Annotated in this window: 14 protein-coding genes; 9 read left to right on the forward strand and 5 right to left on the reverse strand. The window is 75.1% G+C overall.

Features of this window, described 5'->3' with window-relative positions; translation table 11 throughout:
* Positions 1–318: MerR family transcriptional regulator (locus tag GA0115242_RS19245; protein ID WP_237549156.1), on the reverse strand; the 318-nt coding region annotated here is incomplete at its 3' end.
* Positions 319–444: 126 nt separating this feature from the next.
* On the opposite strand from GA0115242_RS19245, the gene GA0115242_RS19250 reads away from it, so the two are divergent.
* The 4 genes from GA0115242_RS19250 to GA0115242_RS19265 all read left to right on the forward strand — a co-directional run bounded on the left by GA0115242_RS19250 (position 445) and on the right by GA0115242_RS19265 (position 2,746).
* Positions 445–1,068 (forward strand): sigma-70 family RNA polymerase sigma factor, encoded by a 624-nt coding sequence (locus tag GA0115242_RS19250; RefSeq protein ID WP_093830112.1) that lies wholly within the window; start codon positions 445–447, stop codon positions 1,066–1,068.
* The gene (sigK, locus tag GA0115242_RS19255) at positions 1,065–1,685 is read left to right on the forward strand and encodes an ECF RNA polymerase sigma factor SigK (RefSeq protein WP_176729857.1); all 621 of its coding nucleotides are present in this window, start codon (positions 1,065–1,067) and stop codon (positions 1,683–1,685) included. Before GA0115242_RS19250 ends, sigK begins: the two co-directional genes overlap by 4 nt.
* Positions 1,686–1,826: 141 nt before the next feature.
* On the forward strand, positions 1,827–2,267 hold the full coding sequence (locus GA0115242_RS19260; protein ID WP_093830116.1) for an SPW repeat protein: 441 nt from the start codon (positions 1,827–1,829) through the stop codon (positions 2,265–2,267).
* A gap of 215 nt (positions 2,268–2,482) precedes the next feature.
* Complete coding sequence (locus tag GA0115242_RS19265; RefSeq protein ID WP_093830118.1) at positions 2,483–2,746, forward strand: GlsB/YeaQ/YmgE family stress response membrane protein; 264 nt, start codon at positions 2,483–2,485, stop codon at positions 2,744–2,746.
* Between the two features lie 120 nt (positions 2,747–2,866).
* Here the strand turns inward: GA0115242_RS19265 and GA0115242_RS19270 are convergent, their stop codons facing one another.
* Complete coding sequence (locus GA0115242_RS19270; protein WP_093830120.1) at positions 2,867–3,643, reverse strand: GNAT family N-acetyltransferase; 777 nt, start codon at positions 3,641–3,643, stop codon at positions 2,867–2,869.
* A gap of 187 nt (positions 3,644–3,830) precedes the next feature.
* Between GA0115242_RS19270 and GA0115242_RS19275 the strand changes: the two genes are divergently transcribed.
* On the forward strand, positions 3,831–4,316 hold the full coding sequence (locus GA0115242_RS19275; RefSeq protein WP_093830122.1) for a nucleoside deaminase: 486 nt from the start codon (positions 3,831–3,833) through the stop codon (positions 4,314–4,316).
* Between the two features lie 4 nt (positions 4,317–4,320).
* Here the strand turns inward: GA0115242_RS19275 and GA0115242_RS19280 are convergent, their stop codons facing one another.
* Positions 4,321–5,184, reverse strand: coding sequence for a GNAT family N-acetyltransferase (locus GA0115242_RS19280; RefSeq protein WP_093830124.1), 864 nt, complete (start codon positions 5,182–5,184; stop codon positions 4,321–4,323).
* 595 nt (positions 5,185–5,779) lie between these two features.
* A complete protein-coding gene (locus GA0115242_RS42320) occupies positions 5,780–6,490 on the reverse strand; it encodes a chaplin (RefSeq protein ID WP_093830126.1) in 711 nt (236 codons plus the stop codon).
* A 298-nt stretch (positions 6,491–6,788) separates the two neighbouring features.
* Here GA0115242_RS42320 and GA0115242_RS19290 point away from each other — a divergent pair, with 298 nt between their 5' ends.
* The 3 genes from GA0115242_RS19290 to GA0115242_RS19300 all read left to right on the forward strand — a co-directional run bounded on the left by GA0115242_RS19290 (position 6,789) and on the right by GA0115242_RS19300 (position 10,634).
* Positions 6,789–8,372 carry an alpha/beta hydrolase gene (locus GA0115242_RS19290; protein WP_093830128.1) on the forward strand — a complete coding sequence of 528 codons (1,584 nt, stop codon included), beginning with the start codon at positions 6,789–6,791 and terminating at the stop codon, positions 8,370–8,372.
* Positions 8,373–8,423: 51 nt separating this feature from the next.
* On the forward strand, positions 8,424–9,521 hold the full coding sequence (locus tag GA0115242_RS19295; protein ID WP_093830130.1) for a baeRF3 domain-containing protein: 1,098 nt from the start codon (positions 8,424–8,426) through the stop codon (positions 9,519–9,521).
* 99 nt (positions 9,522–9,620) lie between these two features.
* The gene (locus GA0115242_RS19300) at positions 9,621–10,634 is read left to right on the forward strand and encodes a Gfo/Idh/MocA family protein (RefSeq protein WP_093830134.1); all 1,014 of its coding nucleotides are present in this window, start codon (positions 9,621–9,623) and stop codon (positions 10,632–10,634) included.
* A gap of 1 nt (position 10,635) precedes the next feature.
* Here the strand turns inward: GA0115242_RS19300 and GA0115242_RS19305 are convergent, their stop codons facing one another.
* The gene (locus GA0115242_RS19305) at positions 10,636–11,058 is read right to left on the reverse strand and encodes an SsgA family sporulation/cell division regulator (RefSeq protein WP_093830132.1); all 423 of its coding nucleotides are present in this window, start codon (positions 11,056–11,058) and stop codon (positions 10,636–10,638) included.
* Positions 11,059–11,349: 291 nt separating this feature from the next.
* On the opposite strand from GA0115242_RS19305, the gene GA0115242_RS19310 reads away from it, so the two are divergent.
* Positions 11,350–12,021, forward strand: a 672-nt coding sequence (locus tag GA0115242_RS19310) for a PAS domain-containing protein (RefSeq protein ID WP_141721656.1), incomplete at its 3' end; no start/stop codon positions are given.

The following is a 12,021-nucleotide window of genomic DNA, read 5'->3' on the forward strand; positions in this document are numbered from 1 at the left end:
CTCGTGCGCGGTCCGGGGCGCGGGCAGCGCGTCGAGCGGCTCGGGTTCCCCCTCCCGGCCCCTGGCCAGCCGGGCCGCCTCGGCGGGCGGCACCCCGGACGACGTCAGGCGGCACATGGCCTCCAGGACGGCGACGTCGACGGGGGTCCAGCGGCGGTGGCGGCCGTCGTCGCGGACGGCGGGTCCGATGCCGTAGCGGCGGTCCCAGGAGCGCAGCGTGGTCGGCGAGACGCCCAGCCGCCGGGCCAGCGCGCCGGTGGTCAGCGACGCCTCGACGGCCGTCCCCGGGGAGGCCGCCGGGGCCGTTCGATCGGTCATCTCCCGACTATACGACGCAGAATCGATGCGAGTTGCCGCGTTGATCGTCCCGCTCGCAGGATGACCGGCATCGGGGCCGCGGCAGCGCCCCCGACCGCGCCGACGCCGTCCGGCAGGAGGAGCCCCATGAGCTCACGATCAGGCGGGGCGCTGCTCGAACGGCGTACCCCGCCCGCCGACGAGGAGGTCGCCCGCGGCCTCGTGGCGGGCGACGAGGAGTGCCTCGCGATGGCCTACCAGCGCTGGTCGGCCCTGGTGCACTCGCTGGCCTGGCGCTCGCTCGGCGACCCGAAGGAGGCCGAGGACGTGACCCAGCAGGTCTTCCTCGGCGTCTGGCGCGGCCGTGACGGGTTCCGGCCCGAGCGCGGTTCGATCGGGGGCTGGATCGTCGGCATCACCCGCCGCAAGATCGCCGACGCGCTCTCCGCCCGCACCCGCCGCCTCGACCTGGCGGCCTCGGCCGCCGCGTCCCTCGCGGTGGCCGACCGCGCGGTCACCGGCCCGGAGACGGCCCTCGACCGCGTCCTGATCGGCCAGGAACTCTCCCGGCTGCCCGCGCCCCAGCAGCGGGTGCTGCGGCTGGCCTTCTACGAGGACCTCACCCAGACCGAGATCGCCGAACGCACCGGATGGCCGCTCGGCACGGTCAAGAGCCATGCCAGGCGCGGGCTGCACCGGCTGCGCGACCGCCTGGTGGACGAGCGTCCGGTGGCGCGGGAGCTCCAGGGCACGCCGGGAGACACCGGGTGACCGACACGACCACGGCGCCCCGGCCTGCGGCCACCGCTCCGGAGGCGGGCCGCGCGCGGCACACGGGCACCGTCCCCGATCTGGAGCCGCTGCTCGCGCGGGTGGCGCTGGGCGATCACGACGCGTTCGCCGGGCTCTACGACGCCGTCGCCGGGCCGGTGTACGGGGTGGTGCGGGCGGTGCTGCGCGACCACGCGCAGTCCGAGGAGGTCGTCCAGGACGTGCTGACCGAGGTGTGGCGGACGGCGCCCCGCTACCGGGCGGACCGCGGCACGCCCGTCAACTGGATCCTGACCCTGGCGCACCGCCGGGCCATCGACCGGGTCCGCTCGGCGGAGGCGCGCGCGGCGCGTGAGCAGCGGGCCGCGCGGCTCGACCGCACGCCCGCGTACGACCACGTGACGGAGCAGGTCGAGGACCTTCTGGAGCGGGAGCGGCTGCGGACCGCGCTCGCCTCGCTGACGGACGTCCAGCGCCAGGCCGTCACCCTCGCCTACTACCGCGGGCTGACCTGCCGGCAGGTCGCGGAGACCCTGGCGGTTCCGCTCGGCACGGTCAAGACCCGGCTGCGGGACGGGCTGATCCGGCTGCGCGCCTCGCTCACCGCGGCGCCCTGACCGGCGGCACCGCACTTCGTGACGATCCTTTCCAGTCAGAACTACACATAAGACTGAAACAGACGCAGAATGGACATACGCGGTTTTTCCGCGCGCCGCTCCAGAGGCGGTCAGATCTGTGAGTCACGAAGGAGACGAATCATGGCCAACGTCTCGCACACCAGAGGTGACATGACGAGCCACCCTGATGTCCCCGAAATGCGGGCACGGTACGCCCGCATGCTCGGAGGTCGCGATGTGGCACTCGTGGACGGTCCGGTGTTCCTGCTCGGCCTCTACTGCGCCGTATCCCCCTGGATACTCCACTACACCACCAGCCAGCCCGCCCTGGTGCCCCACAACCTCATCATGGGCATCGCGATCGGCCTGCTGGCCCTCGGGTTCACCACCGCACCCGCCCGCATGTACGGCCTGAGCTGGGCCATGTGCGCGCTGGGCGTGTGGATGATCGTCTCGCCCTGGATCATCGGCGCGAGCCCCGACCGGGGTGTCGTGCTGAACAACGTCATCATCGGCGCCCTCGCGGTGCTCCTGGGGCTGGTCTGCGCCGTCACCTCGGCGCGGAGCAGGACCGCGACGTAGGCCCCGGCAGGAGGGATCCGGAGACCGGCCGGTCCGCGGACGAGCGGACCGGCCGACCGCTGCCCGGCGCGGCCCCGTCCCGGAGCGCGCCCTCATTGACCCGCCGTTTACCGGGAGTTGGGGAGAAACGGAGACGGCGACGCGCGGGGAGCGGAGTGCCCCTCCACCCAGCGGGCATCCGCACTCCGCGGGGTTCCTGACGAAGAGGGGCGGAGATGGAGATCTCGAGCATCGTCAGCGCCATCCTGATCGGCATCGTGATCGGTGTGCTCGGCCGTCTGGTCGTGCCGGGCCGTCAGCACATCGGCGTGCTGCTGACCATCGTCGTCGGCATCGTCGCCGCGCTGATCGGCACCGCGATCGCGGCGGCGCTCGGTGTGGCGGACACCAAGGGCGTCGACTGGATCGAGTGGCTCATCCAGATCGCCCTCGCCGCGGTGGGCGTGGCAGCGCTCGACCGCACGGTGGGCCGCCGCTGACCGGGCACCCGCGCGGGAGGGACACATAGCCAGGGGTACGGGACGACGGTGCCGGGACGGGCACCGTCGGGTGTGAGCGGGGGCGGGCCCCGGAAGGGTTCCGCCCCCGCGGTGTGCCCGCTACGGGCGCCGCACGTACGGCGTGGTCGTCGTCAGCGGGGCGAAGCCCAGGCGCTCCAGGACGGGGCGGCTCTGGGACGACGCGTCGACCTGGAGGTAGCGGTAGCCGCGCTCGACCGCGGCGCGGGCCCGGTGGGCGACCAGCGCGCGGTAGACGCCACGGCCCCGCCAGCCCTCGACCGTGCCGCCGCCCCACAGACCGGCGAACCGGGTGCCGGGCACCAGTTCCATCCGGGCCGCGCTGACCGGTTCGTCGCCCGCCATCGCCACCACGGCGACGACACCCTCGGGGGCGTCGGTGAGCCGCGCCAGGAGCTGGCGGCGCATCCGGGAACCGTCGGTGCCGAACGCCTTCTCGTGGACATCGGCGACCAGCCGGACGCCGTCCGCGTCGGTGACGGGCACCAGGCGCACGCCCTCGGGCGGGGCGGCGTCCAGGTCGAGGGCGGCGACCTCGGCGATCATCAGCGTCTCCTCGGGCTCGGGCGTGAACCCGGCCGCGCGCAGCCGCCGTCCCAGGTCCACGGGCAGGTCGTGCCCGTAGAGCTTCCACTCGAACTCCCGGCCGAGCGCGCCGAAGTGGGCGATCTGCTCGGCGATCGCCGCGTCGGCGTGCGCCGCGTCCAGGTCCGACCAGACGACGCCGTCCCAGCCGTGCCCGTCGGAGACCTGCCTGACCACCCGGCCGACCCGCTCGATCCGCGCGCCGGGACCGTCCGGCTGGGCGCCCGCGCGCATGTCCCGGTCGTAGAGGGCGAGTACCCCGTCATGATCCATGGCCTCACTCCAGCACCGGACGGCGCGGGCGGCAATGGTTTTGACGGCTCCCGTGCGCGGGCGCGGGCCGGAACGGGCCGCCCGGCGACGGGCCGGGCGGCCGGTCCGCGACGGCGGCCGTAGGCTGGACACCGGTGTCCGCCGACCGGGCGCCGGGGCCGTCACCGCGCGAGGAGGATCGGACGTCATGGCTGTTCAGGACCGCGAGCTGCCGTATCTGCGGCGGTGTGTGGAGTTGGCGGCCGAGGCGCTCGCCGACGGGGACGAGCCGTTCGGCTCGGTCCTGGTGGACGGGAACGGCACGGTGCTCGCCGAGGACCGCAACCGGGTGGCGGGCGGCGACCACACCCGGCACCCCGAGTTCGAGCTGGCCCGCTGGTCCGCGACCCGGATGACCGCGGCGGAGCGGGCCGCGGCGACCGTGTACACGTCCGGCGAGCACTGCCCGATGTGCGCCGCCGCGCACGCCTGGGTCGGACTCGGCCGGATCGTGTACGTGGCGTCGTCGGCGCAACTGGTCACCTGGCTGGCCGCGTTGGGGGTGCCGGAGGCTCCGGTGCGGGCGCTGCCGGTCCACGAGGTGGCGCCCGGCGTGACGGTGGACGGCCCGGTGCCCGAACTCGTCGGCGAGGTGCGGGCGTTGCACCACCGGGCGCACGGCCTGCTCGGCTGACCGGTCAGCCGAGTTCCAGGGTCGTCACGCCGTAGACGCGCTCCTGGGCGAACGGCCGCACCGGGCCCGTGTACATGCGGGCCGTCTCGAAGGACGGTGTGAAGCCCGCCTCCTCGGCCAGGGCCGCGCCTTCCGCGCTGGTCTCCGGGACGTCGACGCAGACCGGCTGCCCGGCCGCGCCCGCGACCAGCCCGGCGAAGAGCGCCCGCGCGTCGGCGGCGGAGTCGGCGAAGAGCGGCCCGATCCGCAGCGCGTCCCGTCCGGGGCGGACGACGCCGTAACCGGTGAGCCGGTCGCCGTGGTCGCGGCGCAGGACGGCGCGGTGGCCCGGGGCGGTGAGCCACGCCTCCAGGAAGCGCGGGCGGTCGGCGGGGCAGCAGGCGCTGTCGTAGGCGAGGAGGTCGGCGAAGTCGTTCGGCCGGACGGGACCGACCCCGGCGGGGACCTCGGCGGCGGGCGCGGGCCCGCTGAACCGGACAGTGCGGTGGGCGGGTTCGAAACCGGAGCGGCGGTAGTTGTCCTGCTGGGCGACGACCCCGTCCAGGCCGACGGTGCGGGTACCGGCGTGGGCGAGGGCGGTCTTCCAGGTGGCCAGCCCGAGCCCGCGGCCGCGCAGGTCGGGGCGGACCAGGTAGAACCCGAGGAAGGCGTAGTCGGCGGAGTAGTTGACGACGGAGACCGCCGAGACGGGGACGCCGTCGAGCCGTCCGATGAAGAACCCGTCGGGGTCCTGCGCGAAGAAGGCGGGCCCGTCGCGGAGCCCGGGGTTCCATCCCTCCTCCCCGGACCAGGCGCCGACCACCCGCCAGTCGTCGAGGGCGGCGCGGGAGACGACGAGGTCCTCGGGGGCGGGAGCGGGAGCGGTCATACGGCGGACTCCATTACGTGGGAGAGGGGCGGGCCGGACCCGCGGCCTCCCGCACACGGAGCCCGGGTGCCCGGGTGCACAAAGCGCCCCGAGACGACGGCCGGGACCCGTACGGGAGGACGGCCCCCGCGTGACGAGGATTGGGGCGGCCGACACGGCGGTTGCGGTGGGCGCGCGGGGCGCGGGACCGGGCCGGGACGCGGGCCGAGCCCGAGGGGCGGCCCGGAGCACGAAGGGGCCCAGAGCCCGGAGGGCGGCCGGGACGCTCGCCGGGCCCCGGACCAGACGGACCGGACGGCGCCGGACCGGCCGGACGGCGCCGGAGCGGTTTGGGGCGCACGCCGGGGCGGGGCGCACGCCAGGGCGCGAAGTCGGGGCACCGGACGCGCCCCGGAGGGAGCCCGGCGCGGCGCCCGGTGGAGTGCCCGGTGCGGTGCCCTGTGCGGGGCCCTGTGCGGGGCCCGACCGTCCCGGGGATCCCGGGGATCCCGGAGGCCCCGGGAGTCCCGGACGTCCCGTGGGACCGGTCCGGTGGTGCGGGCGTGCGCGCGGGCCCCACCGGGTGGGTTCCGGTGAGGCCGCGCGGGACGTGCCGTCAGCGCGTGGCGCGGCTGCGGGTGCGCCGGTAGACGGCGGCCCCCGCGACGATCAGCGCCAGGCTCGCCGCCGCGGCCGGCAGCGTCGCGTCGGCGCCCGTGTGCGCGAGGGACGCGACCTGGCGCCCCTCGGTGTGCACCGGGGTCTGCGGCGCGGGCTGCGGGGCGGGCGGGATGTTGCGGTTCTCGCCCGGCCCGCCGGGCGGCTTCGGCGCCGTGGGGTGCGTCGGGGTGGGCCGGGGGCGGTGGGGCTCTCCCGGGTCGTTGACGGACACGTTGCCGAACGCCGGGTTGAGGAGGCCGACCACGTCCACCGAGTTGCCGCTGACGTTCACCGGGAGGTGCACGGGGAGCTTGATGCCGTTGCCGGAGACGACTCCGGGCGAGCCCACGGCCGAGCCGTCCGCCTCGCTGCCGCCCTCGGTCGTCGCGCCCGCCCGGCCGCCGGCGGGCTTGGCGCCGCTCCTGCCGCCGCCGTTGGCGCAGGTGTTGCCCATCGCCGGGTTGAGGAGCCCCACCACGTTGACGGTGTCACCGCACACGTTGACCGGTACGTCGATCGGGAGTTGCAGGGTGTTGCCGGAGACCGCACCGGGTGAGCCGACCGCGGCGCCGTGGGCTCCCGAGTCGGCGTACGCGGCCCCGGTGACGGCCATCGCCCCCGAGACGGCGGCGACAGCGATCACTCCGTTGCGGGTGACCCTTCGCATAGGCTCACTGCCTTCCAGTACCTGGGCGCGGGCCGAAGTCCCGCGCCGGAGAAACGGGCAAACACCCGCACGGGATAAAACGCGGGCGAACCATCAGAGTTATGGCTGATCGAACTTTCACCCCATCGAGCGTCATCCTTATCGAACTGGCCGTAAATCCGGTCGATCACCGCAGGCGGCGGACAGAGTAGGGCATTTCTCTCCGTGCCGCTCGCCCGGAGGCGGGCCCTCCGGGGCCCGCTTATCGTGATCGAGGGCACCGCCCCCGGGACCGCGACGGGTGCCCTGGGAGGCTCTGATGCCGGGAAAGCTGTCGACGCGGCCCGCGTTCCGGCGCTCCGCGCTCACCTCGGCCGCCGGCCTGGTGCTGCTGGCGGCGGGACTGCCCGCCGCCGCGGCCGACGACGGGCCCGACCTGACCCGCTTCTACCGGCAGAAGGTCGCCTGGTCGCGGTGCACGGGCCCGGACGAGCCGAGGGACCTGGAGTGCGGCACGATCGTCGTGCCGCTCGACTACGCGCGGCCCGCCTCCGGCACCCTGCGGCTGGCCCTGGCCCGCTACCGGGCGACGGGGAAGAAGCGCGGCGCGGTGCTGCTGAACTTCGGCGGGCCCGGCGGCCCCGGGGTCGACGGACTGGCCGCGGGCGGCAAGGACTTCATGGGTCTGACCAACGGCTACGACGTGGTGTCCTTCGACCCGCGCGGGGTCGGCAGGTCCTCCCCGGTCAGCTGCGGCACCGGCTCGGGCGGCGCCTCGCCCGTCGTCGGCGCGGACGCGGACCTCGACGACCCGGCGGCGGTGCTGCGGGGGCTGCGGGCCGCGGCCGAGCGCTGCGCCCGCCGCTCGGGTCCCGTCCTGCCGCACATAGGCACCGTGAACGCCGCGCGGGACCTCGACGTGATGCGCCAGGCGCTCGGCGACCGGAAGCTCAACTACCTGGGCTTCTCCTACGGAACCCGGCTCGGTTCGGTCTACGCGGCCCAGTTCCCGCACCGGGTGGGCCGTATGGTGCTCGACGGGGTCGACACCCTGACCGAGCCGATGACCGAGCAGGGCATCGCGGGCGCCCAGGGCCAGCAGCGGGCGCTGGACGACTTCGTGAACTGGTGCGTGAAGGACGTCGGCTGCCCGCTCGGCCGCGACGCCCGCGCGGCCCGCGCCCGGATAGCCCGGCTCGTCGGCTCGCTCGACGAGAACCCCGTCCCGACCGCGTTCGGCGGCGGCTTCACCGGGCAGGACCTGGTCGTCGCCCTCGCCCAGGGGCTCTACAGCGAGCAGTTGTGGCCGTCCCTCGAGCGGGCCCTCGCCTCCCTGGTGCAGGACGGCGACACCGGCGGCGTGCTGGGCTTCGCGCCCGGCCGCGCGACCGCCTCCGGACGTCCGCCCGAACCCGGCGCCACGGTCGAGGCGGGCGACGTCCCCGTCGACAACCTCCCGGCCGCGCTGACGGCGATCAACTGCGCGGACGACCCCGACCGCCCCGACGCGGCCGAACTCACCGCCGAACTCCCGCGGCTGCGGGCCGCGTTCGAGAAGGCGTCGCCGATCTTCGGCCGCTCCCGGCTCGCCGAGGTGCTGATGTGCTTCGGGCGGCCCGCGGGCACCGGCTACATCCGCGAGTCCGTGCACGACGTCGACACCCCCGGGATGCTGCTCGTCGGCACCCGCGGCGACCCCGCGACGCCGTACCGCTGGACCACCGAGACCGCGCGGCGGCTGGGGCCGTCGGCGGTGGTGCTGGACAACAAGGGTGAGGGGCACACCGGTTACTCGTCGTCGAAGTGCGTGCACGCGGCGGTGGACGACTTCCTGCTGTACGGCACGCTGCCCTACGACGGCAGTTCGTGCGGCCCGGAGGACCCCGCTCCCGTCTCCGGCTGAGCGCGGACCGCCCCGCATGCCCGACCGGCGAAACGGACCTATCGTGCTCATATGGAGCACGCCCTGAGTCCCGCCGCCCTGTCCGAGCTGCGGCACCCGCGGCCCTACCCGGCCGTGTCCGTGCTGACGCCGACCCACCGCCGCGAACCCGAGAACGCCCAGGACCCGGTCAGGCTGCGCAACGTGGTGGCCGAGGCCAAGCGACAGCTGGAGGCCGATCCCGCGGTGACCAGGGAGCGGCGCGCCGACGTCGTCCGCCACCTCGACCGGGCCCTCGCCGAGGTGGACCTGGCGCACGCCGAGGACGGTCTGGTGATCTTCGCGGCGCCCGGGGAGCACCAGGTGTGGTCGCTGGCGCGGGCCGTCCCGGAGCGGGTGGTGCTCTCGGACACCTTCCTGACCCGCAACCTGGTCTCGGCGCGGGCCGCCGAGCGGCCGTTCTGGGTGCTGTCGCTGGCCGCCCACCGGGTCACCCTCTGGTCCGGCGGCGCGGACCGCGTCACCGAGGCCGTCGAGGGCCCCTTCCCGCTGGTCAGGAGCATGGACAACTTCGACGCCGAGCGCCGGGAGCGGATCGGGGACGTGCCGAGCACCTTCCGCGACGAGGACACCCGGCACTTCCTGCGCGAGGCCGACGCCGCGATGGCCGCCGTCCTGCGGGCCCGCCCGCGCCCGCTGTACGCGACCGGCGAGCAGGCGGCGCTCTCGCTGCTGACGGAGTTCGGCGGGGTCGCGGGGGACGCGGTGCACGTCCCGCACGGCGGGCTCGCGGACGGCACCGGGGAGGCCGTGTGGCAGGCGGTGCGGCCGGTGGTCGCCGCCGAGGCGCGGCGGGCCGCCGCCGACGCCGTGCAGGAGCTGGAGTCGGCGCGCGGCCGCAAGGCGTACGCGGCCGGGGTCGACGAGCTGTGGCGCGGTGCCCGGGACGGCCGTGTGCGGCTGCTCGTCGTCGAGGAGAACTACCGGGTGACCGTGCGCGACGACGCGGGCGACCATCTGATCCCGGCCGAGCAGGGTGACCTCGACGCCCGCGAGGACATCGTGGACGAGATCGTCGAGCAGTGCCTGGAGACCGGCGCGGAGGTCCGCTTCGTCCCGGACGGCGCGCTGGGCGACGCCCCCGGGGTGGCCGGGGTGCTGCGCTACTGACCACGGCCCCCGGCACCCCTTGACGACCATGAAACGCTGGTCCGACGACCGGGAAGCGCAGGTCGCCCTGGAGTCGCCGTGGGAAGGGGCCGCGAGATCGTGTCCGAGTTGCTGGGTGTGGCCGTGCTGGGCGCGGGCCACATGGGGGCCGACCACATACGCCGACTCGACCGGGTGGTGAGCGGCGCCCGGGTGGTCGCCGTGGCCGACCCCGATCCGGAACGGGCCCGGCGGGCGGTGGCGGGGATCGACGGGGTCGCCGTGCGCACCGAGGTGCGGGACGCGCTGGCGGTGCCCGGCGTCGAGGCTGTCCTGATCGCCTCCCCCGGACCCGCGCACGAGGAGGCGCTGCTCGCCGCGTTCGAGCGGGGGCTGCCGGTGCTGTGCGAGAAGCCGATGGTGCCGGACCCGGCGGGGGCGCTGCGGGTGGTCGAGGCGGAGGAGCGGCTCGGGCGGCGGCTGGCGCAGATCGGTTTCATGCGGCGCTACGACGCCGAGTACCGGCAGTTGAAGGCGCTGCTGGACGAGGGGGCGCTGGGGCGTCCGCTGATGCTGCACTGCGTGCACCGGAACGTGTCGTCGCCGCCCGGTTTCACGTCGGCGATGCTGGTGGACAGCTCGGTCTCGCACGAGATCGACGCGGCCCGCTGGCTGCTCGGGCAGGAGCTGACGGCGGTGACGGTGGTGCGCCCGCGGCCGTCCGCGGGGGCGCCCGAGGGGCTGCTCGACCCGCAGTTCGTGCTGTTCGAGACGGACGGCGGCGCCCTGGTGGACGTCGAGGTGTTCGTCAACTGCGGTTTCGGCTACCAGGTGCGCTGCGAGGCGGTCTGCGAGACGGGCAGTGTGCGGATAGGCGAGGAGCAGGCGGTGCGGGTCACGGCGCGGGCGGCCGACCGCAGGGCGGTGCCGCAGGACTACCTGGTGCGGTTCGCCGACGCCTACGACCGCGAGGTGCAGGCGTGGGTGGACGCCACCCGGCGGGGGCGGGTGACCGGCCCGAGCGCCTGGGACGGGTACGCGGCGTCGGTGGTCGCGGGAGCGGGCGTGCGGGCTCTGGAGACCGGCGGCCGGGTCGCCGTCGGTCTGCCCCGGCGCCCGGCGCTGTACGGGTAGTTCAGACGCTGCCGAAGAGGGCGGTCAGGCCCCGGTCGACGGCCTCGCCGAGGTCCTCTCGGCCCTCGGGGACGACGGCGTAGGTGCGCAGCAGGAAGCGGCGCAGGGCGGCGGTCTCGAAGCGCAGCAGGGCGAGTCCGAACGGGGAGTGGAACTCCAGCACCGTGCGGTCGTCGCCGCACGGCCAGATGTGCACGTCGCCGCCGCCGGAGGGGCCGCGCAGCCCGTCGTCCAGGAGGGCGCGGCCGAAGGTCCAGGTGACGGACGTGCGGTCGAGGGAGACCTCGGGCGGGAAGTCGAGGTGGACGGCGAGCGGGTCCGCGGCGGCGTAGCGCAGCACGGCCGGGACGGGCAGCTCGCGCTCGTCCGCGGTGATCAGACGGCCGCGGGCGGGCTGTTCGAGGGTGATGTCCTTGATGTCCATGGGGCGGTCTCCACTGCGGTCGGAGGTGGGCCTGTCGGCCGTGTGCCTGTACGACCTCGTCGAGGCCGATCGCATTACGCTGGAACGGGAAATTCCTATGTGACGTGCGTCACATTTCACTGACGGATGGGGGCATACCCCCCATTGCCACCTGTGGGGACGCTGGCATATGTCAGAAGCACCACCGGATCGGGTGTTGCCAAATCCCTTACAGCGCGTCGCGGGCTGTGCCACAGTCGTAACGGTCCCTCCACCGGCCCTGGCCGTCCCGTTCCCGCATCGGAGTGCGTCATGCCGCCCCATCCCACCGCGGACCGCCCGGCCGCCCAGCCGCCGGGTCGCGGCCCGGTCGACGCGCTGATCACGCAGACGCGGCGGCTCAAGGGCGAGGTGGACGCCGTACGCCGGACCGCGCGCGGCGACGGATCGGACCCCGCGGGGCGCTGGCAGCGCACCCTGTGCGAGCTGGCCCTGCACCAACTGGACGATCTCGACGCGCACTTGGCCCAGTTGCGCGAGGGCCCCCCGTCCGTGCCGCCACCGCCCAGGACCGCACCGGCCCCGGCGCGCCGAGGCACCCTGCTCAGCCGGGTGGGCAGCGCCGAGTGGAACCTCCTGACGGACGAGGCGAGTTGGTCCGCCGAGCTGTACCAGATCCTCGGCCGCGACCCCGCCGACCCGGCCCTCACCCTCGACGAACTGCCGTCCCTGGTCCACGAGGAGGACCGCGCCGCGCTCACCGCCATGGTCACCGGCTGCCTGATCGACGCCCGGCCCATCGACGGCGAGTTCCGCGTCCTGCGCCCGGACGGCGAGGTGCGGACCGTGCACATGATGGGCGAGCCGGTGCTCGCCGCCGACGGCGGCACCACCTCGATGTGGGCCGTCCTGCGGGACGTCGGCGAACTGCGGCGCGCCCGGCGGACGGTGACGGGCACCCGGAGCCCCGCGCGCCTCCGCCGC

The sequence above is a fragment of the Streptomyces sp. SolWspMP-5a-2 genome (genome assembly GCF_900091845.1).
Lineage (GTDB): Bacteria > Actinomycetota > Actinomycetes > Streptomycetales > Streptomycetaceae > Streptomyces > Streptomyces doudnae.

Bases quoted from the DNA above. Each gene is read 5' to 3' on its own strand.
- GA0115242_RS42320 (WP_093830126.1), bottom strand. From the start codon at position 6,490: ATGCGAAGGGTCACCCGCAACGGAGTGATCGCTGTCGCCGCCGTCTCG.
- GA0115242_RS19265 (WP_093830118.1), top strand. From the start codon at position 2,483: ATGGAGATCTCGAGCATCGTCAGCGCCATCCTGATCGGCATCGTGATC.
- GA0115242_RS19260 (WP_093830116.1), top strand. From the start codon at position 1,827: ATGGCCAACGTCTCGCACACCAGAGGTGACATGACGAGCCACCCTGAT.
- GA0115242_RS19280 (WP_093830124.1), bottom strand. From the start codon at position 5,184: ATGACCGCTCCCGCTCCCGCCCCCGAGGACCTCGTCGTCTCCCGCGCC.
- GA0115242_RS19270 (WP_093830120.1), bottom strand. From the start codon at position 3,643: ATGGATCATGACGGGGTACTCGCCCTCTACGACCGGGACATGCGCGCG.
- GA0115242_RS19305 (WP_093830132.1), bottom strand. From the start codon at position 11,058: ATGGACATCAAGGACATCACCCTCGAACAGCCCGCCCGCGGCCGTCTG.
- GA0115242_RS19290 (WP_093830128.1), top strand. From the start codon at position 6,789: ATGCCGGGAAAGCTGTCGACGCGGCCCGCGTTCCGGCGCTCCGCGCTC.
- GA0115242_RS19250 (WP_093830112.1), top strand. From the start codon at position 445: ATGAGCTCACGATCAGGCGGGGCGCTGCTCGAACGGCGTACCCCGCCC.
- GA0115242_RS19275 (WP_093830122.1), top strand. From the start codon at position 3,831: ATGGCTGTTCAGGACCGCGAGCTGCCGTATCTGCGGCGGTGTGTGGAG.
- GA0115242_RS19295 (WP_093830130.1), top strand. From the start codon at position 8,424: ATGGAGCACGCCCTGAGTCCCGCCGCCCTGTCCGAGCTGCGGCACCCG.